The sequence below is a fragment of the Paenibacillus abyssi genome (assembly GCF_014640295.1).
Lineage (GTDB): Bacteria > Bacillota > Bacilli > Paenibacillales > Paenibacillaceae > Paenibacillus_D > Paenibacillus_D abyssi.
The window spans coordinates 23,251-43,668 of sequence record NZ_BMGR01000004.1; the positions used below are offsets into that span (position 1 = coordinate 23,251).

Annotated in this window: 20 protein-coding genes and 1 tRNA gene; 2 read left to right on the plus strand and 19 right to left on the minus strand. The window is 48.3% G+C overall.

Annotated elements, in window-relative coordinates; translation table 11 throughout:
* Positions 1-223: 223 nt before the first annotated feature.
* From IEW11_RS06820 to IEW11_RS25305, 15 genes are all read right to left on the minus strand, one after another.
* On the minus strand, positions 224-1,207 hold the full coding sequence (locus IEW11_RS06820) for an ABC transporter permease (RefSeq protein WP_188530296.1): 984 nt from the start codon (positions 1,205-1,207) through the stop codon (positions 224-226).
* Positions 1,188-2,684 (minus strand): sugar ABC transporter ATP-binding protein, encoded by a 1,497-nt coding sequence (locus IEW11_RS06825; RefSeq protein ID WP_188530298.1) that lies wholly within the window; start codon positions 2,682-2,684, stop codon positions 1,188-1,190. Before IEW11_RS06825 ends, IEW11_RS06820 begins: the two co-directional genes overlap by 20 nt.
* 71 nt (positions 2,685-2,755) lie before the next feature.
* Positions 2,756-4,018: a substrate-binding domain-containing protein gene (locus IEW11_RS06830; RefSeq protein WP_188530300.1), complete on the minus strand. Its 1,263-nt coding sequence runs from the start codon at positions 4,016-4,018 to the stop codon at positions 2,756-2,758.
* Between the two features lie 98 nt (positions 4,019-4,116).
* Positions 4,117-5,001 (minus strand): alpha/beta fold hydrolase, encoded by an 885-nt coding sequence (locus tag IEW11_RS06835; RefSeq protein WP_188530302.1) that lies wholly within the window; start codon positions 4,999-5,001, stop codon positions 4,117-4,119.
* A gap of 274 nt (positions 5,002-5,275) precedes the next feature.
* Positions 5,276-6,289: an LLM class flavin-dependent oxidoreductase gene (locus tag IEW11_RS06840; protein ID WP_188530304.1), complete on the minus strand. Its 1,014-nt coding sequence runs from the start codon at positions 6,287-6,289 to the stop codon at positions 5,276-5,278.
* 426 nt (positions 6,290-6,715) lie between these two features.
* Positions 6,716-7,324 carry a hypothetical protein gene (locus IEW11_RS06845; protein WP_188530305.1) on the minus strand — a complete coding sequence of 203 codons (609 nt, stop codon included), beginning with the start codon at positions 7,322-7,324 and terminating at the stop codon, positions 6,716-6,718.
* Positions 7,321-7,968, minus strand: coding sequence for a phosphate starvation-inducible protein PhoH (locus IEW11_RS06850; RefSeq protein WP_188530307.1), 648 nt, complete (start codon positions 7,966-7,968; stop codon positions 7,321-7,323). The genes IEW11_RS06845 and IEW11_RS06850 overlap by 4 nt, the downstream gene beginning before the upstream one ends.
* A gap of 85 nt (positions 7,969-8,053) precedes the next feature.
* Positions 8,054-8,872: an ABC transporter ATP-binding protein gene (locus IEW11_RS06855; protein WP_188530309.1), complete on the minus strand. Its 819-nt coding sequence runs from the start codon at positions 8,870-8,872 to the stop codon at positions 8,054-8,056.
* A 92-nt stretch (positions 8,873-8,964) separates the two neighbouring features.
* Positions 8,965-10,677 carry a dipeptide/oligopeptide/nickel ABC transporter permease/ATP-binding protein gene (locus IEW11_RS06860; protein ID WP_188530311.1) on the minus strand — a complete coding sequence of 571 codons (1,713 nt, stop codon included), beginning with the start codon at positions 10,675-10,677 and terminating at the stop codon, positions 8,965-8,967.
* Positions 10,674-11,606, minus strand: coding sequence for an ABC transporter permease (locus IEW11_RS06865; RefSeq protein WP_229724996.1), 933 nt, complete (start codon positions 11,604-11,606; stop codon positions 10,674-10,676). Before IEW11_RS06865 ends, IEW11_RS06860 begins: the two co-directional genes overlap by 4 nt.
* Positions 11,607-11,719: 113 nt before the next feature.
* The gene (locus IEW11_RS06870; protein WP_188530313.1) at positions 11,720-13,363 is read right to left on the minus strand and encodes an ABC transporter substrate-binding protein; all 1,644 of its coding nucleotides are present in this window, start codon (positions 13,361-13,363) and stop codon (positions 11,720-11,722) included.
* Positions 13,364-13,532: 169 nt separating this feature from the next.
* Positions 13,533-14,066 carry an FmdE family protein gene (locus IEW11_RS06875; RefSeq protein ID WP_188530314.1) on the minus strand — a complete coding sequence of 178 codons (534 nt, stop codon included), beginning with the start codon at positions 14,064-14,066 and terminating at the stop codon, positions 13,533-13,535.
* Between the two features lie 472 nt (positions 14,067-14,538).
* Positions 14,539-15,492 (minus strand): helix-turn-helix transcriptional regulator, encoded by a 954-nt coding sequence (locus IEW11_RS06880; protein ID WP_188530316.1) that lies wholly within the window; start codon positions 15,490-15,492, stop codon positions 14,539-14,541.
* 270 nt (positions 15,493-15,762) lie between these two features.
* Positions 15,763-15,957: a hypothetical protein gene (locus IEW11_RS06885; protein WP_188530318.1), complete on the minus strand. Its 195-nt coding sequence runs from the start codon at positions 15,955-15,957 to the stop codon at positions 15,763-15,765.
* A gap of 58 nt (positions 15,958-16,015) precedes the next feature.
* The gene (locus IEW11_RS25305; protein WP_373289309.1) at positions 16,016-16,297 is read right to left on the minus strand and encodes a helix-turn-helix domain-containing protein; all 282 of its coding nucleotides are present in this window, start codon (positions 16,295-16,297) and stop codon (positions 16,016-16,018) included.
* A gap of 223 nt (positions 16,298-16,520) precedes the next feature.
* Between IEW11_RS25305 and IEW11_RS06895 the strand changes: the two genes are divergently transcribed.
* Positions 16,521-17,201: a transcriptional regulator gene (locus tag IEW11_RS06895; protein WP_188530322.1), complete on the plus strand. Its 681-nt coding sequence runs from the start codon at positions 16,521-16,523 to the stop codon at positions 17,199-17,201.
* 906 nt (positions 17,202-18,107) lie between these two features.
* Here the strand turns inward: IEW11_RS06895 and IEW11_RS06900 are convergent.
* Positions 18,108-18,183 (minus strand) — tRNA-Ala (locus IEW11_RS06900).
* Positions 18,184-18,254: 71 nt separating this feature from the next.
* The gene (gene nrdR, locus IEW11_RS06905; RefSeq protein WP_188530324.1) at positions 18,255-18,737 is read right to left on the minus strand and encodes a transcriptional regulator NrdR; all 483 of its coding nucleotides are present in this window, start codon (positions 18,735-18,737) and stop codon (positions 18,255-18,257) included.
* Between the two features lie 139 nt (positions 18,738-18,876).
* Between nrdR and IEW11_RS06910 the strand changes: the two genes are divergently transcribed.
* Complete coding sequence (locus tag IEW11_RS06910; protein WP_188530326.1) at positions 18,877-19,095, plus strand: alpha/beta-type small acid-soluble spore protein; 219 nt, start codon at positions 18,877-18,879, stop codon at positions 19,093-19,095.
* A gap of 78 nt (positions 19,096-19,173) precedes the next feature.
* On the opposite strand, the gene IEW11_RS06915 is transcribed toward IEW11_RS06910, so the two are convergent.
* Together IEW11_RS06915 and coaE are read right to left on the minus strand one after the other, a co-directional pair.
* A complete protein-coding gene (locus IEW11_RS06915; protein ID WP_308422711.1) occupies positions 19,174-19,647 on the minus strand; it encodes a lytic transglycosylase domain-containing protein in 474 nt (157 codons plus the stop codon).
* An 89-nt stretch (positions 19,648-19,736) separates the two neighbouring features.
* Complete coding sequence (gene coaE / locus IEW11_RS06920) at positions 19,737-20,339, minus strand: dephospho-CoA kinase (protein ID WP_188530330.1); 603 nt, start codon at positions 20,337-20,339, stop codon at positions 19,737-19,739.
* Between the last annotated feature and the right edge of the window lie 79 nt (positions 20,340-20,418).

Here is a 20,418-nt window from a genome sequence, read left to right on the forward strand (position 1 = left end):
CTTGCACCTGGAATCATGGATAAACTATGAATACGGGCAAACGTATTATTATCATCATTACACCAATGAATCAAAAAATGAAGAGGTAAAAAATGACAACCCCTTCGCTGTACAAAGCTGTATGCAAGTTAAAATTGATCATAGGAAAGCACCCCTGGAAGGATCCGTTCAAAGGGTGCATCACTCTCGAAAAAATGAAACTGGAATGACTTATATTCAACGCTTAAGACGATGGTTTTTTACCAAACGCAACCGCCAGAATGATAATCGCACCGCTGACAATCATCTGCTGACTTACACTAAGTCCCATAATAATGAGCCCGTTATTAATGGTCCCGATCAGCAGGGAACCGATCATCGTACCGATGATTGTACCCGCGCCGCCGAAGAGGCTGGTCCCTCCCAAGATAACCGCAGCGATCGCGCTGAGCTCATCGCCCTGTCCAAAGCTGTAACGCGCACTTTGCATCATGCCGGCATAGAGCATGCCTGCAATCGCCGCAGCGCCGCCGGAAAGCAGGAACGCATAAAACTTGATACGCTTCGTATTAACGCCCGAATACTCTGCAGCAAGCCGGTTGCCGCCCGTGGCCAGCACCTCGCGCCCGAATGGGGTATGCTTGAGGGCGTAATGCCCTGCTCCCAGGAACACCAGAGACCATAACAATAAGACGGGGATGGAGCCTAAGTTGCCGGAGCCGAACCAGAAGTTGAAGCTCTCGTTCTTGACGACTACAGGATTGGTATTCGTCAGCCACATATCAACACCGCGCAGCAGCTGCATCATTCCCAAGGTGACAAGGAACGAAGGAATGCCTACTTTCGTAACAAGGATACCGTTGATAGCGCCAATCAGCAGACCGGCCAACAGACCAGCGATAACCCCTACAGCCATTCCGTATCCGGCATCCATGGCCATGGCCGAGATCAGAGCGGAGAACGCCGTCGTCGAGCCAATCGATAAATCCAGCTCCCCCGCTGAGATGACGAAGGTCATTGCAACGGCCATAATTGAAATCATAGTAGTAGCCCGAACGATGTTAAACAGGTTAGATGGATTGAAAAAGCCGTCACCCGAAATCGTAAAAGCGAAGAAGATCAGTACGATCGCGAATGCAATATAAACAAAGTAATCTCTCCAATTCAAAACAAATTGAAAACGAGACATCGGAGCCGTCTCCATGTTTTTAATATCCTTGGATTGCATGATGCAGAACCTCCTCTGTCTGAATATCCCGACGATATATATCTTTTATGATTTCGCCGTTAAATAACACTAGAATTCTATCGGCTATCGCCAGAAGTTCCTGCAATTCGGAGGAAATGACAAGAACGGATATTCCTCTGTCGGCAAGCTCACGGACGATCTCAACAATTTCCGATTTTGCGCCTATATCTACACCAATCGTAGGTTCATCCAGGATCAGCAGGCTCGGATTTTTAGCCAGCCATTTCGCCAGCACGATTTTTTGTTGATTCCCGCCGGACAGCAGCTTCACAATTTTCTCCGGGCCGTCCGTTTTAATATTCAGCTTATCAATAAACTGGTTCGTCATTTTCGTTCCGGCAAAATCATTTACAAATAAATGTTTGGATAATTGATAGATGTTTGTAAGCATGATGTTGCTTCGAACCGTATGATCCAGGATCAACCCTTGCTTGCGCCGATTCTCCGGAACTAGAGCAACCCCTTGCCTGATTGCATCCCGAACGTCCTTGATTTTCTTCCCTTGGATAAGGATGTCTCCCGCTTCGGGCTTGCGCATACCGAAGATCGCTTCCGCAATTTCCGTTCTTCCGCTCCCCATCAAACCTGCCAAGCCTACAATCTCCCCTGGACGAAGATCAAAGCTTACATTCCTCACTCTGCTTCCGTAAGCCAGATTCCGCACCTTTACAACAGGCTCTTGATCAAGCTCATATTGCCTTTCCTTCCATTCGAACGAGGCTGTCTCTTTGCCCAGCATGGACTCTATAACCTGGTCCATCGAGATCTGGCTGCACTCCTCCGTCAAGACGTTCTGTCCGTCCTTCATAACCGTGATACGATCACAGATTTCAAAAATTTCCGCCATTCGATGAGAAATATATACAATTGATATTCCCGCTTGTTTAAGACGGCCCACTAATTGAAACAGGGAACGGGTTTCACTTTCCGATAAGGAAGCCGTGGGCTCATCCATCACGAGAATTCGAGCGTTTTTCGATAACGCTTTGGCAATCTCTACCATCTGCCAGTAACCGACGCTAAGCGAGTCAACCGTAACATTAGGATCAATGTCGACCTCGAGTTCATCGAGAATGGCCTGGGATCTCTTCACCATCTCTTTTCCGTTGATCGTATAGGGGATGCCTCTTCTGGGCTCGTGTTTCAAAAATATATTCTCTGCAACTGTAAGCGTCGGGATCAGGCTGAACTCCTGGAAAATCATTGCGATACCTTTGCGTTCGGCATCCTTCGGCTTGAGGAACTCCACCTTTTCGCCTTCCAATGTAATGGTTCCGGAATCTTTGGTGTATACACCGGTAAGAATTTTCATCAGCGTTGATTTCCCTGCGCCGTTGCCTCCCATCAGGGCATGAACCTCACCTTTGCGCAGTTCAAAGCGTGCATTTTTCAAGACAGGCACACGACTGAACGATTTGTTGATGTTCTCCATTTCAAGTATGTGTGGGATCGTCATAGTCTCACCGCCTACATAATTAAATGGCCGGCATGGCAGAAGCGCTCACCTCCGCCATGCCGTGGCCATTCTTATTTTTTCAATGCTTCCAGAATATCTGCCGGTGCATCCTTGTGATAAATCACCTTATATGACTCTTCAAGGTTATCCCGGTTAACAGCGAGCGAAGGAACCGCAACATAAGCCGGCGTCGGCTCTCCGATCATCGCAAGTGCAGCCAATTTCGCTTCCGCAACGCCTTGGTCAAATGGACGCTGTGATCCAATACCGGCGATGAAGCCGTTTTGTGCCATGTTCAAGGCAGCTTCATTGCCAAGGTTTTCGTTCGTAATCTTGAATTTCTCCGGAGACTTTCCTGCAACACGAGCGGCTGCTACAGCACCCATGGCCGGTACATCCCAGCTGCCATAAATCCCTTTTAAGTTCGGATATTTTGTAATAATAGCTGCAGCTACTTCCTGTGAACGGTTCGGGTCTTGGAAGCCTTGTGCTTCAACCAATTTGATATTAGGATGTTTTGCTGCCAGACGAGCTACGAACCCTTGATAGCGCTGGTTAGTTACATAGAAGTTCGGTGCATAATAGAGAGCCGCCACTTCACCTTCGCCGCCGATCGCCTTCGCTAATTCATCCGCAATGTTCATTCCAAGGCCGAAGCTGTCTGCGGATACGACAGAAACATAGTCCTTGCCCGCCTCCATACCTTCTGCAGGCTGGTCCATAAAGACAATTTTTGTGCCTTGATCAGCAAGTGATTTGTATGCATTCGCCGTTGTTTGCGCATTCAGTGGAATACTTACCAGAATGTCCGGCTTCTTGCCTGAAATCGCTTGAAGATCGGAAATTTGCGTCGTATCCTTGAAGTTAGCATTTGTTTCAGCCACAACTTCGATGCCGAGATTGCCGAATTCCGACTTTAAGCCGGCGAGCTGCTGCTCGGACCAGTCATCGCCCAAGAACCCCATGGCAATAGCTGCAGTGAATTTTCCTTCCTTGATCTTGGCAGCCTGTTCGTCAGTAATCACAATGTCACTGGCATTCGTCGCCTCTTCACCATTTGGGCCGCTGCTTACGATCATATCGGAAGCATTATCCAATTTAACCGCTTCCAATTGTGCGGCATTAGGTTCCTGGTACCATGGCGGTTGCTTTACCCCCGCAATATTGCTGCCATTTGCTTCAGATGTCCCGGATGTGTTAGCGCTTGCATTACCGGCTTCAGCCGATGCCCCATCCGTGTTACCGGTGTTTGTACCGCCCGTATTGCCGCAAGCCGTGGTGATGAAAAGTAACACAGTAACGATGCTGATAAGAACCCGCTTCTTTGTTTTCATTTTTCTGCCCCCCTCGATTGTCGGTAGAATTAGAATCTGCAACATCACGCCACTTCATGTGACGTGATGTTAAGTTGAAACGACTTATGAAAATGTTATTATTTGCTGATGAAGTTCAGCAGCACTTCGCTCAGCTCGTTCGGGCATTCTTCTGCCAATTGGTGGCCCCAAGGCAAGCTTGCTTCCTCTACGTTCTCCGCAACCAGCTTCATCTCGCGTGTATTCTCATCACCAATGAAGTATGTGCTTCCAAGTGCGAGTACCGGCATTTTCAGCTTGTTGTCCATTGCTGTCTTGAAGAATGCCGCATCCTGGAATGTCGCGCGGTAAACTTCGAACATCGCCCGCAGTCCGCCCGGTGCAGCATAGCAGCGTACATACTCTGCAATGGATTCTTCGGAAACAGCGGTAGGATCATAACACTCATGACGGATGAAATGAGAGAAGTACAGCATTTCCCGACCAGAGATAAGCAGTTCTGGAAAATCACGTACATTGTAAAAGTTGATGTGCCAGATCCAGTGGTTCGTGCGCACGTTCTCTTCCGTCAGGTGCGACCAATCTTCCAGCCCGAATCCAGGGAGAAGCATTTCTTGATATACGAACTTCTTCACCCGCTCTTGATACTTCATTGCGAGCGCCATACCTACCGCCGCTCCCCAGTCTTCACCGACAAGGAAGAACTTCTCGTGTCCGAGAGCCGTCATCAGTTGAGCGATATCTTCTGCCATGTTAGGCATATCATAACCGGTCAAAGTCCGAGCCGAGTCGCCGAAACCGCGAAGGTCTGGAACGATTACCTTGTATTTATGTGACAACTGTGGCAATACGTTGCGCCAGTAGTAGGAGGTTTTCGGTACACCGTGCAGCAGGACAATCGGCTCGCCTTCTCCAGCAGTATAATAATGAAGGCGGACACCATTTACGGTTTCGCGACCATGAGTGACAGGATTTCCATTGTGATCAACAATCTTTTGAGCCATTTTTTTCTCCTCTTTTCTTCTGGGTTATTGTAAGAAAGTATTGAGAAATGTCCGTTTGGGGCTGTATTCTCTTATGTCCTTCTCACAATTCAATCATACCTGTACCGGCCATTTCTTTTAACATGAGGCATATAATGTTTCTCAAGGTTGTCATAGTGTGTTTGATAAAAAGAGTCTTTATACTGATTTTTTTTGGATATTGATGGGAGTACAAGGAGAAGGATTGGGGTAGCAAGCATAAAAAAACACGCCTTAATTTGGCGTGTTTTTCATATTACTGCATATTCATCCCGAATGCTTCCGCGATCAGCCTGTAGGAATGAATTCGCGCGTTCTCGTCGTATATTGGACTGTTGATGAGAATCTCTTCAACATTGTAATCCTTGCTCATCTTAAGCAATTGCTCCTTCACCCGATCCGGTGTACCGATAATCCTCCGCTGGCGAGTTTGCTGAATATGCAGCAGATCCATCTCCGTGTATGGATAATCAAGTGCAGTCTGCACAGAAGGCAGGAACGGAACCTCCCGACCAGTTCGAATACCGAGGAATAACAAATCTCCGCTCAACGCCAACCGGTTCGCTTCTTCTTCCGTTTCAGCGCAGATCGCAAGTGTTGCAATCATCGAGCGCGGACGATCCTTCAAAACGTTGTTGGGCTCGAAATGCTCGTTATAATACTTTGTCGCCTCTTCTCCCCCAGGCGTCCCAAAGAATTCCGCGAACGCGTAAGAAGTACCCAGCATCGCCGCAATTCTCGCACTCTCGCCACTGGAACCGAGCAGCCATATTTCAGGAGCCGTCGAAATCACTGGAGATGCCAGCAGTTTCTCGAAGGGGTGTCCAGCAGGCATGGAATCATGCAAATAGCCGATAATATCAAGCACTTGCTGAGGGTATTTATTCACATCAACGTACTTATCCTGCTGCAAAGCTCTCGTAGCAAGTGGCGTACCACCCGGCGCCCTACCCAGACCCAGGTCAATGCGGCCGGGATGGAGTGCCTCAAGCAACCGAAAATTCTCTGCAACTTTGTACGCGCTGTAATGCGGGAGCATGATGCCGCCAGAACCTACACGAATACGTGAGGTAGCTGCTGCTAAATGGGCAATCAACACCTCAGGACTCGAGAAAGCCAGAGCAGGCATGGAATGATGTTCGGACACCCAAAACCGGGAATAACCTAGAGCCTCCGTTGCTTGAATGAGACGAGTCGATTGCTGCAGTCCTTCTGCGGCTGTTCTGCCTTCTGAGACATATACCTGGTCAAGTACGCCTAATTTAATCATAATGAATACAACTCCTCTGCTTGCACTCATTATAACATCAGCATCATTGTAAAGAAAAATTAAGGTATAGCCAAAGGGGATGTATGAATCCTGATTTAATGGCTGACGAAGCCTGTTCGACCGACGATTTATTAAATCACGCAGGATCTCGATCTCTAATGCTTGTTCACCAAGCAATTTTTTCAATTGATCATTTTACCGGGCAAGCACCTTGGATTCTAACGGCGTTATCCCATCATGTGAAGTGACCTCGTATTTACCTTCTTCAAATTCCTTCACCCAACGATGGAGCATGTTGGAAGCAATCTCTAATGAGCCACCATTTGCTAGTCAGCTGCGAGGCGTCGCCCCTATCTCGATAAGACTCACACCGTCTAATTGTTCCTAAATGGGCTAGGCACGCGTTATGAAAAAAAGTAGTATCCTTTACTTATCACCCGCTGTTGATGGTGTGAGCAGCTCTTCGACAACCCATGGAAGCAAGCGATCCAGGAATCTCTCGGAGATGCGATTCGTCATTGTCCCAACGTGTCTCGAACAATCCACGGATGTGGCCAACAATGTTCCGCGAGTGCTGACCCGGTCGATGTACAGTACTGAGCCGCCATCCGGGGTGGCTAGGAGCGTCTGGACACCGGCAGGTGGATGAAAGACACCATGAAAGTGCAAGATATCCTCGAGCCCTATATGCCTGTGGAAACTATGATCGGGGCTTTGGATAAGCAGTTTCCCGGATTCCGGTTTCATCACCGGCCGAAACTCCCAGTCGAGGCCAGGGAGCCACGAAAGCGGTTGGTCACCGAATATGAGCACCGTACCACCCTGGTCTAAGAATTTACAAATCTGGTCAGATGAAGCCTGCAGCCTCAAGTGATGCAAGCCTTCAGGGATCAATAGCCCGTCGAACTTGCTAAGGTCAGTGGAAGGCAGGTCTGTCAAGTGTATGGTCCCCGCTAGCCAACGGCTGTACTTGGGCCGGTTTAGAACCGCATATTCCGGCAATGATCCGCCATACAGTATGGCCAAACGGCTCATTGTTGGGCCTCCTTCCAAAACCACGAAAGGAGCTGCGGTACAATCCATCGGCCCGGTCCCTCTGAAGCCCCATAGCCCAGCAAAGAGTGGCCTGTATGAACCAGGATGACCCCGCCTGTGCTGACTCTATCCACATAAACGACGGCTCCGCCGTCGGCATGAGAAATGAGGACCTCGACTCCTTCGGGGGCAGGATGATACCCATAAGCAAAGTTGTTTCCCATATCCTCAGGTTTGATCCCCTCGAAAATCGGATGTTGAGCCACGATTAAGGCCCTTTCGGTGATGGCGCCATCTTCACAAGAAACAAACGGCTGCGCGCCCGGCAGCCACTCGCGGAACAGTCCCCCGCTGAAAGCTACCACCTTACCAGCATCAAGGAACTTTCGAATAGAATCTCTTTCCTGATACAGGAAGTCTTGGTCTACTCTGTCCGATACGATAAGTCCGCAGAACTGGCTGAGGTCCACTTTTCCCAAATCGTATACGTCAATGGGCACGAGTTCCATCGTCGACAAGAGCTCATCGCGGTCAGCTACAGTCGTGGCGGTTTGCCATTTACTGAAAACGTGATCCCAATCGATCTCGCCTTTGGGAATCATAACTCCGGCTAAAACCTGGTGCATTCGTAAGTAACAACACATAAATATTTCCTCCTTAATAAGTGAGCATTCATCTATCTTTTAGCGCTAATACCTACAAAAATTAAATCCTCTCGCAACTTTGGGTTCATTTTGCCGTCAGCTCCACAGGGTTCGAACTCTGTATAGCAGGCATGAATCGCATCGCCGCTTGCATTAAAGCCCGGGTATAGGGATGGCGGGGACGTTCAATGACTTCATTTGCCAAGCCCTGCTCTACAATTCGCCCTTCGCTCAAGACTAGAAGACGGTCGCAAAATCTATGGGCGAGAGCAAGATCATGTGTAATATACAGGTAAGCAATCCCATGTCGTTCCCTAAGGCGTTTCATCAAATCGATCAGCTCCAACCGTAGAGAGACATCAAGCATGGACGTAGGCTCATCAGCGATAATTAGACGCGGCCGCAGAATCAATGCCCTTGCAAGAGCCACACGCTGACGTTGTCCGCCTGAGAGCTCGTGAGGATAACGATTTATGAAAAGGCTGCTTGGCGCCAAGGCGACCTCGGCAAGCGCATCTTCGACAAGCTCTCGACGCTTTTTTCTGTCATAACGGTGAATTCGATGGATGATTAAAGGTTCTGCAACGATTTCCTCCACCGTCAAACCTTGAGCCAGAGAGTCATAGGGATCCTGAAAAACCATCTGCATAAACCGCCTCATGGCCTGCCTTTCTCTAGCGGTAACTTGTTCAAGATCCCGTCCTTCGAATAAGATGCTCCCGCAGTCCTGACGTTCAAGTCCCATGATCAGCCGTGCGAGCGTGCTTTTTCCTGTGCCGCTGCCCCCGATAAGCCCTACTACCTCGGCTCTATGAATGAAACATTCTACATCTTTGAGGACCATTGACCGCTCTAATCGCGCTCCATGTCTATCAAAAGATTTACGAATCTCTTTAAGCTGCAAAATGGGTTCTCCCTGAGAAGATATAACATCAACAGACATCCCCGTGCTCCTTTCCAACGTGCTTTCCAAATCACAGCTTCCATCTTTTACAATCAAGAGAACGGAATAGTATGCTTGCTCTTCAAACGTGGTAAAGCTGCTTGAAGCCGCTGTGAATATGGATGATTGGGATGAAACACCCCCGAGTTCACGCTGCTTTGATCAACGATTTTTCCTTCCAGCATGATCGCAATCCGGTCCGCTACACTCAAAACAACAGAGAGATCGTGGGAAATGAAAATCATCGCCAACTCCAGTCGTGATTGCAGATCAGTCAACAGTTCAAGGATTTCCGCTTGCACGATGACGTCGAGGCCGGTGGTTGGCTCATCGGCGATGACAAGACTCGGATTATTTGCCAAAGCGATCGCAATCACCACTCGCTGGCGCATGCCTCCGCTCAACTCATGGGGATAAGCCCGAGCCCTATCTGGTGTTATGCCAACTAATTGAAGCAAATGATTGGCCCGTATTCTTGCCTCACTCCGTCTTATTTTCTGGTGCGCGAGAATAGCCTCGACTAACTGCTTTTGTACCGTGTAGACCGGATTCAGTGCATTCATTGCCGCCTGAGGAATGAGAGCAATTCGATTGTTCCGTAATCTCTTAAGCTCCGCCGCATCTAACGAAGCCAGATCGTTTCCTGCAAAAAGCATACGGCCGCCAGTTAATCTGCCGGGCGGTTTGAGCAGCTGCATCAATGCCGCTGCCATCGTTGTTTTACCGCTTCCTGATTCCCCGACTATACCCAGCACCTCTCCCCGGCGAACGGAAAAGCTGACCGAATCCACCGCACGAATGGCTCCATTCGCTGTTACGTATTCAACGGATAATTGTTGTACGGAAAGAAGCGGCTCGGGAGATTCAGGATCTTGTTCTTGAGGTTCCCTCTTCAATGGCCGGACTTTGTTGGCTGACCGCTCGGAGGCGCCGAATCTCCATGAGGTGCGCAGCCTCGGTCTAACACGTTCTTCCAGCGCATAACCCAGTAACGAAAAAGACAGCACCGACAACGTAATGCATATGCCAGGAGGAAGCAACCACCATAGCCAGGCATCCGTAAGGAATGCACTGCGGGAATTAGCGTAAAACAGCATCATCCCCCAGCTTTTCACCGTCGGATCGCCAAGCCCCAAAAAGCTAAGCGAGGTTTCCATCAAAATACCCGTATTGGCTGCCCGTACAAATTGCGGAATGATTAGCGGTGTCACATTCGGCAACAAATGCCGCCGTAAAATGTATCTCCCGCCCGCACCGATTGCCTCGGCCGCTTCGACAAAGCCCCGCCGGCGTGCCGTAAGCACCTGCGAGCGCAGTTCGCGCGCCATCGGAGCCCAAATAACCAATGCAATTACCAGAATCTGAGTAATCAGACCTGGTCCGAGGAATACCGCCACCACAATCATCAAGGGCAGAAAAGGCAATGTCAGCTTTACATCCACTAACCGCATCAATATCGTTTCAGCCCATCCTCCGAAATAACCTGCGACCAAACCTGCAATCACACCGAACAACGTTGCTATCAGCGCGGAGACAACGCCAACAAGCAAGGAGACGCGAGCACTCATGATCAATTCGCTGAAAATATCCTGTCCAATATCATTGGTGCCCAGCAGATATGACCAGCTTGGCGGTTGGAACGCGGGAGCGATCAGCTCATTGGGATCATAAGGCACGATGAAAGGGCCTAATATCGCCAGGAGAAGCATGAATACCAGTATCGCGAAACCCGTAAATCCCAAATATCTAGCAATCGGAGTATTCATGATACCTCCGATCGTGTGCCTGATCTTGCCCGCGGATCCAACAAAGGATAGGTCAGATCGGCCAGCACATTGGCGGCAATTACCCCAATCGTGATCAACAGGAATACACCCTGCAGCAATGGATAATCACGTGCCAGTACACTTTCATACAGCAATCTCCCCACCCCCGGATAGGCAAAGACCGTCTCGACTGTGACGGCCCCGCTAACCAAAGCGCCCAGACTCAGCGTTACGTTGGTATAGACGGGGAGCAGCGCATTGCGCAAAGCATGCTGAAACAACACGGCGCGTTCACTTAAACCTTTGGCCTCAGCCATTTGTACGTAATCCTCACCCAGGGTGTTTAACATGGATGCTCGCGTAAGCAGGAAGTTGCTGCCGATCGTGGCCAAGGTAATCGTCGTTACCGGCAGCACCAGCCTTCGCGCCACTTCAACAAAATAGGCCAGACCTCCTTCGGTTCCCGTAAACGGTACCGCACCGAAGGATGGAAACCACCCCAAATTTACCGCGAAGACAGCGATTAGCAGCATGCCGATCCAGAAACTAGGCATCGATTCCAAAATAATCATTCCCGTCAACAGAGAAGCATCGCCCGCCTTGCCCCGCTTCCACGCTGCCAGAGCGCCGAGAACTATACCTAATAAGGCGCTTAGTATGATTGCCGGTCCTATCATCAGCACGGTCCAAGGTAATCGCTCTACCAAAATTTCACTAACCGGGCGGCCGAAACGGATAGAATCGCCCAAATCAAAGGTTAAGGTTCCAAGTAAATAGTCCCCGTATTGTTGCAGTACCGAACGGTCCAGTCCGAGTTCGCGGTAAATCTGTTGGCGCTGTTCAGCGTTCAGTGAATTAGCTTCGTCACCGAGGATGTAGTTCAATGGATCGCCAGGCGCCAGCCGGGGCAATGTGAAATTAATTGTCAACGCTACACAAACAACCAATATATACTGGGATATCCGGATAAATAATCGCCTAGAAGAAAAGCTCCTTCCCCTTGTTCGAACACCAGATATATGCAACTCGTATCCCCCTCTTCTTATTCATGAACGACAGCTCCGCCGCGAGCATCAGAGGGTAAGAATGAATACTTGTGAACGATCCCGTATCCGGGAGACTCCATCCATTGGTCATAAGCGTCTGTACGATAAGCCCAATATTCATCTGGATAGTACAAGACAACGCTTGTCGGCTGCCGGTTAAACAATTCTTGCATTCTAAACAATACATTCTTTCGATCCTCTATAGTTGTTGTCTGTTTCCACTCTTCAAATAACGCGTCCATCTCAGGATAAGGCAGCTCCTTCTTCCAGAGGTTTCCGGAACGCTGCATCGTAATGAACTGATCTGGATCGGCCGCTGAATGCGGTGTAGAGTTGCTAATAAAGATATCGAATTCACGGGATTTAGTTAAACCTCTTACCACTCCCGGGTCAAGGGCCTGTATGGTTAATCGTATGCCCACATCTTCCAGCTGATTTTTAACGAGTTCTCCAGTGCGAATCCACGTTGGTTCTGTCGAAGCAACCTTCAGCGTAAATTCGAGAGGCGTGCCTGAGACAGTTTCACGTATGCCATCTCCGTCGTGATCATTGAAATTCAATTGTTCCAATATACGCTTCGCTTCATCTTGATCAAACGGTGTGTTTAAATCAGGATTGGTCCAAGGTGAATCCGGGTGCGGAAAACCCTTGGTACCCGCGCGACCTTGGCCAAGAAGAACCGTGTCAACCAGCTTTTGGCGATCGATTGCCAGCGACAAGGCTCGGCGGAATTCCGGCTGATTAAAAGGAGGCCTTTCATAATTCAGGCGCAAGTCGACTAGAGATAATGGTGCGGTGCGGACAACTTTCATATCAGGCAAATTTTTAAATGTATCTAAAAGTTCCGGTGACACCTCGCGAGCCGCAATATCGATTTCACCCGCGCGCAAAGCATTGAAGGTTGCAGAAGGATCTTTAATGACCGGCATCACCAGCTCCTTAACTGCAGGACTGCCTTTGAAGTACTGCTCATTGGCTTGAAAGCGGTACAGCTCATCCGGTTTATGCTCGACCAATCGAAAAGGACCTGTTCCGACCGGCAACCCCGTATGGTTTAAAGGTTCCTTTACATCCTGCCAGATATGTTTGGGCAGGATCGGCAAATCCGCCAATGTGATATGCGCCAATGTCGGACAAGCATATTCACATGTAAAACGAACGGTCTGCGAATCCGTGGCCTCGATTTTCGTTATGCTTGGCGCTTCACTTACATGATGAGAATGGCGATTCGGCGTTCCATCACGGTAATACTCGAACGTAAATTTTACATCTTCTGCGGTAAATGGCTGACCGTCGTGCCACGTAATACCCGGTTTCAATTTCACTACCCATGTGAGCGGATCAATCTGACTTGCCGACTCGGCTAACCACGGTTCTGGATCCGCAACGTAAGGGGATGGTGCGAATAGTTTGTCAAAAACAAGTTCCACCAAGTAATCAAAATCACTGTTGCTTGTATAGATGTTGAGTGGCCCGGCATCTTTAGGAATGGCAATCCTTAGCGTTGAAACCTCTTTCTTTGATTCCGATTCACTTTTCTGCGATTCACTCTTCTCCAGCTCACTGCTAAAACAACCAGCAAGAATAAAAACAAAAGAAAGGAATAAGGCAGAAAGAACGATTCGCGTATGATTTTTCATAAGTAAACTCCTTCGAAACAGTTTGCTTTTCTATCAGGTGCAGTCTATTTAGAAATATTAACGATAATGATTATCATTGTCAATTATATTTGGAAAACAAGGTTGAGCTGAGTTTCTCTCCGCCCAACCATCTGGTCATGTCTTACGGCATACTTTCCTTGCAAGAAGGCTAAGCTAATCTTTTGACTTGAAGCAAATCTTCTCTAGGCATAGACAACGCACGGTCGCAAAGCTCTTTTTTCAGTTGGTCCAAACGCAGTTCATCCGCTTCCGTTCTTGTGCCTTCGCGTCCCTTCTTTAACAAATCATAAAATTCCAAGGGAAGGAATTCTTCCTTCAAGGACACTTCCACAGATGCGCCGTTCTTTAAGGTAAGCACAAAAGCATAGGACTGCGCTCGATGCGGATCGTATTGAGCAACTGGATAATCCACATCTATAGTCAGCGCCCCCCGTGTTTGTGCCCTCGTTACATATTCGATCGCATCTCGAAAGCCAGGTCCTCCGTGACCGCTTAGTACGGAGATATCCTTTCTATCAAGAATTTCCCCTTCCGCTAATGCTTCAATACCTGCCTGCATGCTGAGATAGCCTACAGCAATAGCCATCAGGAATTCCCCGGAATGATATTTCTCCACATCCTCAAATCGGATCTTTTTCAAATGCTCTCCTGTACGCCCATCCCGAATTTGTATGATTGACATTGCAATTCCTCCTAGTCCTTTTATATAATTGAGAATGATAATCATTCACTACGTTTCTTATCATATCACTCTAAACTAATTTTGTCTAATATTATTTAAACCAAACAAAACAACACTAAATATCACTTATAACTAACGTCAGATTATATAAAATCTATCTTGCTTTTGTAGAATCTCTTGGCATCTTTTTTACCTTTCTCAGGCGATAGCAGAACCATTGGATCTACGATTTTAGGTATAAACGGAAGGAACCTGCTACACCAGTTAACGGCATTAGCAGGTTCTCATTGTTTAATAGATCATTATATTAGTCCCGGTTGAAACTTTTCTTTAAAATAAACGAACAGGTCCTTCAGCCTAGCCGAAGGACCTGTTCGTTGATATTATCAAAACAGTGCCTCTAAGGTTAAGAGGTCCGTCTCAAAAAGAGACGAATAACTTTATCCGATTCCATCTCGAATTCGACTACCGGTTACGTCTCAAACATAATTTTTCCAGTCTTTGATAAATCATACCCGGGGATGGAGCGCAATTCGTTCAGAAAGACCTGGGAGTTCAATATTTGCATCACCGACCGGATCCACTCCCGATTTTCCTGCCGTTTCATCATAACCAGGTCATAACGCTCTTCAATTAATGGAATAAAATCGACATTCCCGACCGTGGCCGCCGTTTTCTCGTTGCCTATACCGAAATCGGCCTCCCCGGAGGCTACTTTGGCTGCAATACCGATCTGGTTGGACTCCTCCCTATCGTATCCCTCCAGCTGGTCCCCTTTTATCCCAAGAAGCCGCAGCTGTTCATCCAACAGTACGCGGGAGCCGACACCTCTCTCACGATTTGCTACCCGGAGGCCGTTTTTTTTGAGATCGGCCCAACCATGCATACCGAGAGGGTTTCCTTTTTGGACAAAGAATCCGCACTGACGCGAAAGCAAATTAACGATCAAGTAAGAAAAACCTGTAAAAATTCTCCTAACATACGGAATATTGTACTCTCCGGTCTCTCCGTCAAACAAATGCGTGCTGACAATATCACACTCCCCGCGATACATGGAAATGAGACTGTCCATACTTCCAACATAGGCGCGCAGAGGGCGAATCCCTGAAACCGTCTTCTCGATATGCCGGGATAAAATGTCTACGCTGATATCCTGTCCGGTAATTACGATCGTACGTGAGCCGTTGATAACGGAGGATTGCATAGGAGTGTAGGATGAAGTTCGATCCGATGCATCCCCCAGTACGCTGAAGGAGCCCCCTCTCTCCCGTTGCTTATAAGCCTCAAGATCGGCCGCGTCTACACGCATTTGTTTACCGACCCGGTAAGAAGGCAGTTCCCCTTTTTTGATTAAATCATAAACTGTGACTTTAGAAATCTTCAAAAGCTTAGCGATTTCCTCCGTCGTGTAAGAAACATCGGACATAAAATCCTCCCGCTATCGTTCTAAATTCCAAACCTCAATTCATTTTAACACAAATTAGTGCTCTTTTATGTATTTCAGATCAGGATATCAGTGAGTTACCTTGCATTGAAAAGGCAGACAGCAAGAAAGCCTCAGTTACAGCCGTTAGCCTAATAATTTAAATCGCCTTGGATAGCTGTAACGGTGGGATATACCATGACTCTTCAAAAGTCGTTGGTATTTCTTGCTGGCGTATTGAACGTCACGATCTAAATGGACGATTAAACGTTCTTAGGCTCCTGTACGGCCAATGGCTTGTTTAAGCGCATCGGCAACCAGTTCCGTCTTCATACGACTGTCCTTGGCCCATCCTGCAAGAGCGCGGCCATGAAGTTCCATTACTCCAGCGAGGTAGCGCCATTCTTCCTCTGTGGGGATATTTTGTAATGTCAGAAAGCCATTTTTCAACCGGTTTAGTTGTTTCAAAATCTTGATTCAACAAGTTATCCGCTACCGGTAGATTATGATTGGAATTCGTAGTTGCTCAGTAATTCTTAACTACTTTAGATCGGATCCCGTTTGCTCGCATAAGGCGGTCTATACGGCCTCGACTTGCTTTCTGGTCAGCCGATAGGTTCTTGGTGATTTGCAGTGACCCGTAGATCCTATGGCTGTTTATGTGAATGTCTCGTATCATGCCGAGTAGCTTTCCCTCAATATCCTCAGCTCGAGCATAATCGACCAGCTGATTCCAAAAGGGTCCAGAATAAATCGGTGTGATTGAGCTGTCTTTGCAAATGACCCGTACTCCTCCACTCAATGCCATCTTTTAAAGGTTATACTTTCGGTTCCGTCCGCGCAGGAAGCTAAGCCAATACGTGGTGTGCAAACAACCCCGATATCGACTTGTATCATATCTTGAATTATACTATAGATTAAGCATTGGAAACGGCGTGAAGCACATGCCGCTTTGATTCAATGAAACCAGTTACGGTTTCTTGGTCGAAGCGGCTTTTTGTTTGAAGATTTGATAGAGAGGTTGATTGCACTTGAGCGGTTTTGAACGAATAATGAACGATTGGTTATCCAAACAGATTACGGAAGCAAAAAATCCAAGAAGACGCGAATTACTTGAAAAGGGACTCGGCCATGGCACACAGGAATTTCTGAGAAACATTTGGTATCCTGCTATAGGCAATTTGAATCATTTGTATCCGGAATGGGAAGTGAGGGATTATGGCAACCGATATCGATATTTGGATCTGGCCTATATGCCAGGCGGCTCAAAAGGTTGCATCGAAATCCATGGATACAGATCGCATGCCAGAGACATTGAAGCTTGGCGATTTAAAGATTTATGTATGAAACAAGCCTATTTAACACTGGACGGGTGGATGTTTCTTCCGGTCGCTTATTTGTCAATCATCGATGAACCGGAGGTTTGCAAGCAATTAGTACTCTCTTTTGCCGGCAAGTTTATTTCTACTGCCATCGATCATTCGCTCGGTTGGATTGATACAGAATCGTTGCGATTTGCTCGCGGAATCATGCGCCCCTTCACTTCCGTTGAACTCGCGTCACACTTGCAGCGTTCTGACAGGCAAGCAAGACGTATACTGGACAAGCTTGTTTCTATGAATATGCTGGTCGTTATCAACGACAAGCAACGATATCGTAACTATCAGCTCCTAACTGACTCAGTGAAAGCGTATAGTAACGGACATCCATGACCATTAGAGCACCTCAATTCAGAAAATAAAGATGTAACGGTCACTTCTGACCATAAGAATCGATAACCCAACATTTTGACAAGCATATTCGTCCCTTACGGTCACCCATGTCCGTAAGAGGTTCAAAAGTTTGAAAAAATGCTTCTAACGGTCACCCATGTCCATTTAGAACTCATTTCCGAGAGGCAGCGCATAACAGAAAATAAAACACCTAGTCCCTCCACTTCATTCTGTCCGCGTTGACTAACCCGGGTAGACTTGCGAGGCCTATTTGACGACGCGGCAGGATTCACTTGATGTTACGGCCTGACTTGTCGCTCGCCCTGCCTCAGACAGATACTTTTCGATACGCTTCTACGCACAGATTTCACCATACGTAGGTATCCTGGCTATACAGGGGCTTGGCCCCTCCTTTGACCGGACTTGCACCGGCTGGAAGATGCGTGCCTCTGGGCACGCCCATACAAAAAACCACGTCATAATTGACGTGGTTGGTTTATATGTATGGCGGAGCCAAGGGGGATGTATGAATCCTGATTAAACGTGCTGACGGAGCCCATTCATCGAAGCAGACCGCAGCGGTAGATTCAGACGCCGTGCTCATCCGCTTCGCTCCTTGCGCGCGGGCGAACCCGGGTTCGCCCCCTGCGGGGCTTCCACCATACAAAAAACCACGTCACAATTGACGTGGTTGGTTTATATGTATGGTGGAGCCAAGGGGGATGTATGAATCCTGATTAAACGTGCTGACGGAGCCCATTCAACGAAGCAGACCGCAGCGGTAGATTCAGACGCCGTGCTCATCCGCTTCGCTCCTTGCGCGCGGGCGAACCCGGGTTCGCCCCCTGCGGGGCTTCCACCATACAAAAAACCACGTCACAATTGACGTGGTTGGTTTCTTATGTATGGTGGAGCCAAGGGGGATCGAACCCCTGACCTCATCGCTGCCAGCGATGCGCTCTCCCAGCTGAGCTATGGCCCCAGATGTTATAACATCTCAGTTGAATGAAGAGTGACAACAGAGATGATAATATCACAGTGGGGATTAGGCTGTCAACCGTTTTTATCATTGCCTGAGAGCGGATGCTTTGAGAGCAGGTTGGTGAGCTCTTTCATAAACATATTGATGTCCTTGAACTGGCGATATACGGACGCAAATCGCACATAAGCGACCTCGTCGATCGGATACAGCTGCTCCATGACCAGCTCGCCGATCTCAAAGCTCTCTACCTCAGCTTTAGCGGTCGTGCGAAGCTCTTTCTCCACCTCGGAGACGATAACCTCCAGCTTCTCGACGGAGACAGGACGCTTCTCGCAGGCGCGTATGAGACCGCGCAGTATCTTGTCCCGGCTGAATTCCTCGCGGCTGCCGTCCTTCTTGATGACGATCAGCGGCGTTTCCTCAATCATCTCAAACGTTGTAAAACGACGGCTGCACTGCTCACATTCACGTCTGCGCCTGATTGATTTATTCTCGTTGGCCGGCCTCGAATCAAGTACCTTCGTGCCTCCAAAATCACAATATGGACATTTCATAAGTTATCGTGCCTCCAAACCATGCTGCAAGTAAATTCGGCATCTAAAAATGCCGCCAGTGATTTCCCATACCTTACCTGTAATGAAGTCGAAAATAAAGCGCATAATACAAGTACCAACCGCAAGGAGGTGAACAACAATGAGTCAAAATCGCAGCAGCAACCAATTGGTTGTACCACAGGCGACAGCAGCTCTGGACCAAATGAAATATGAGGTCGCTCAAGAGCTTGGTATCCAAATTCCACAAGACGGTTACTATGGCAACATGGCTACCCGTGACGCAGGCTCCCTCGGGGGTTACATTACCCGTAAGCTTGTACAAATCGCCGAGCAATCTCTTGCCGGTCAATTTAAATAATCTTGTGGCTTAATAACGAAAGCTTTGGCTGACCGCTTGGAACAAGTGGAAAGCCAAGGCTTTCTTCTACATCATCATTTAAAATTCAGCGTATAATTCCTTGTACTTATTATAATAGTAAACGACCTTCTGTACATAGTGCCTTGTCTCACCAAATGGAATCTGTGACACCGTGTCAAACTCGCCATCCCATATCTTTTCGTTCAACCAGCGCGTCACGTTCCCAGGTCCCGCGTTGTAGGCGGCGATCGCTGTAATCGTATTATGATTGAATTGATGCTTCAACGAAGCGAGATACCAAGTGCCCATCTCAATGCCTACATCTGCCCTCTGGTGAACATCATCCAGCGTAACGTCGGTGAAGCCTGCGCGCTCGGTAATCCAATGCGCCGTATCCGGCATGATCTGCATGATGCCCAGCGCGCCTTTTCTGGATTCCCTGCCGGTCTGATAATTCGTCTCGGCTTTGATGATTGCCGCCACCAGATAGGGGTCGACATCATAATTTGAGGCGCTGGCCCGGATGTCATCCCGGTAATGAATGGGGTACAACCACTGCCCCATCCATTCGGATCTAATAAATAGCAATACCAGCAAACCAATGAAAAGGACGAGCAAAACCCTTTTTCTACGCAGTTTCTTCATATGTGTTGTGGGAATTGGTGTACAAAGGCATCAACTTGCCGCTCGGTATTTTCCAACGAACCGCTGTTATCGATGACCCAATCCGCCCTCTGCCTCTTCTCTTCGATATCCATCTGCAGCCTAACCCTGGATTCCGCCTGCTCAAGCGTCATCTCCGGATCCCGTTTCATCAACCGCTCCACCTGAACTTCTCTTGGAACGTAGACGACTAAGATTCCGGAATAAAGGCTGGCTTGTCCCGTCTCATAGAGCAGCGGAATATCCGCAATATGCAAACGCGCAGGGTCCTCCGCTTCGTATTGGTTCAATCTGCCCTGCATTCGTTCGCGGATCGCCGGATGAAGAATTGACTCCAATTCCTTCAGCTTCTCCTTGTCCGCAAAGACAATCGAGCCCAGCTCAGCTCTATTCAGCGTTCCGTCCTCGTTTAATACCGCTTGTCCAAACCGGCTCACGATGCTATCCAATGCCGGTCCGCCGGGAAGCACAACCTCCCTGGCAACCTGATCGGCATCGACAAGCACGGCGCCCCTTGCGACAAGCATCGAAGCAACCGTACTCTTTCCGCATGCGATTCCGCCGGTCAATCCGATCTTCATTATGTCACCTCATTCATACCATTAAGCGTAAACGGCTTGCCCCGTTATGAACGGGCAAGCATCGTTTCGCGTTAAGCAA

What these genes read in the sequence shown, in the direction of transcription:
- IEW11_RS06820 (WP_188530296.1), bottom strand. Translation starts at nt 1,207, where the DNA reads ATGCAATCCAAGGATATTAAAAACATGGAGACGGCTCCGATGTCTCGT.
- IEW11_RS06825 (WP_188530298.1), bottom strand. Translation starts at nt 2,684, where the DNA reads ATGACGATCCCACACATACTTGAAATGGAGAACATCAACAAATCGTTC.
- IEW11_RS06830 (WP_188530300.1), bottom strand. Translation starts at nt 4,018, where the DNA reads ATGAAAACAAAGAAGCGGGTTCTTATCAGCATCGTTACTGTGTTACTT.
- IEW11_RS06835 (WP_188530302.1), bottom strand. Translation starts at nt 5,001, where the DNA reads ATGGCTCAAAAGATTGTTGATCACAATGGAAATCCTGTCACTCATGGT.
- IEW11_RS06840 (WP_188530304.1), bottom strand. Translation starts at nt 6,289, where the DNA reads ATGATTAAATTAGGCGTACTTGACCAGGTATATGTCTCAGAAGGCAGA.
- IEW11_RS06845 (WP_188530305.1), bottom strand. Translation starts at nt 7,324, where the DNA reads ATGAGCCGTTTGGCCATACTGTATGGCGGATCATTGCCGGAATATGCG.
- IEW11_RS06850 (WP_188530307.1), bottom strand. Translation starts at nt 7,968, where the DNA reads ATGTGTTGTTACTTACGAATGCACCAGGTTTTAGCCGGAGTTATGATT.
- IEW11_RS06860 (WP_188530311.1), bottom strand. Translation starts at nt 10,677, where the DNA reads ATGAATACTCCGATTGCTAGATATTTGGGATTTACGGGTTTCGCGATA.
- IEW11_RS06870 (WP_188530313.1), bottom strand. Translation starts at nt 13,363, where the DNA reads ATGAAAAATCATACGCGAATCGTTCTTTCTGCCTTATTCCTTTCTTTT.
- IEW11_RS06875 (WP_188530314.1), bottom strand. Translation starts at nt 14,066, where the DNA reads ATGTCAATCATACAAATTCGGGATGGGCGTACAGGAGAGCATTTGAAA.
- IEW11_RS06880 (WP_188530316.1), bottom strand. Translation starts at nt 15,492, where the DNA reads ATGTCCGATGTTTCTTACACGACGGAGGAAATCGCTAAGCTTTTGAAG.
- IEW11_RS25305 (WP_373289309.1), bottom strand. Translation starts at nt 16,297, where the DNA reads ATGGCATTGAGTGGAGGAGTACGGGTCATTTGCAAAGACAGCTCAATC.
- nrdR (WP_188530324.1), bottom strand. Translation starts at nt 18,737, where the DNA reads ATGAAATGTCCATATTGTGATTTTGGAGGCACGAAGGTACTTGATTCG.
- IEW11_RS06910 (WP_188530326.1), top strand. Translation starts at nt 18,877, where the DNA reads ATGAGTCAAAATCGCAGCAGCAACCAATTGGTTGTACCACAGGCGACA.
- coaE (WP_188530330.1), bottom strand. Translation starts at nt 20,339, where the DNA reads ATGAAGATCGGATTGACCGGCGGAATCGCATGCGGAAAGAGTACGGTT.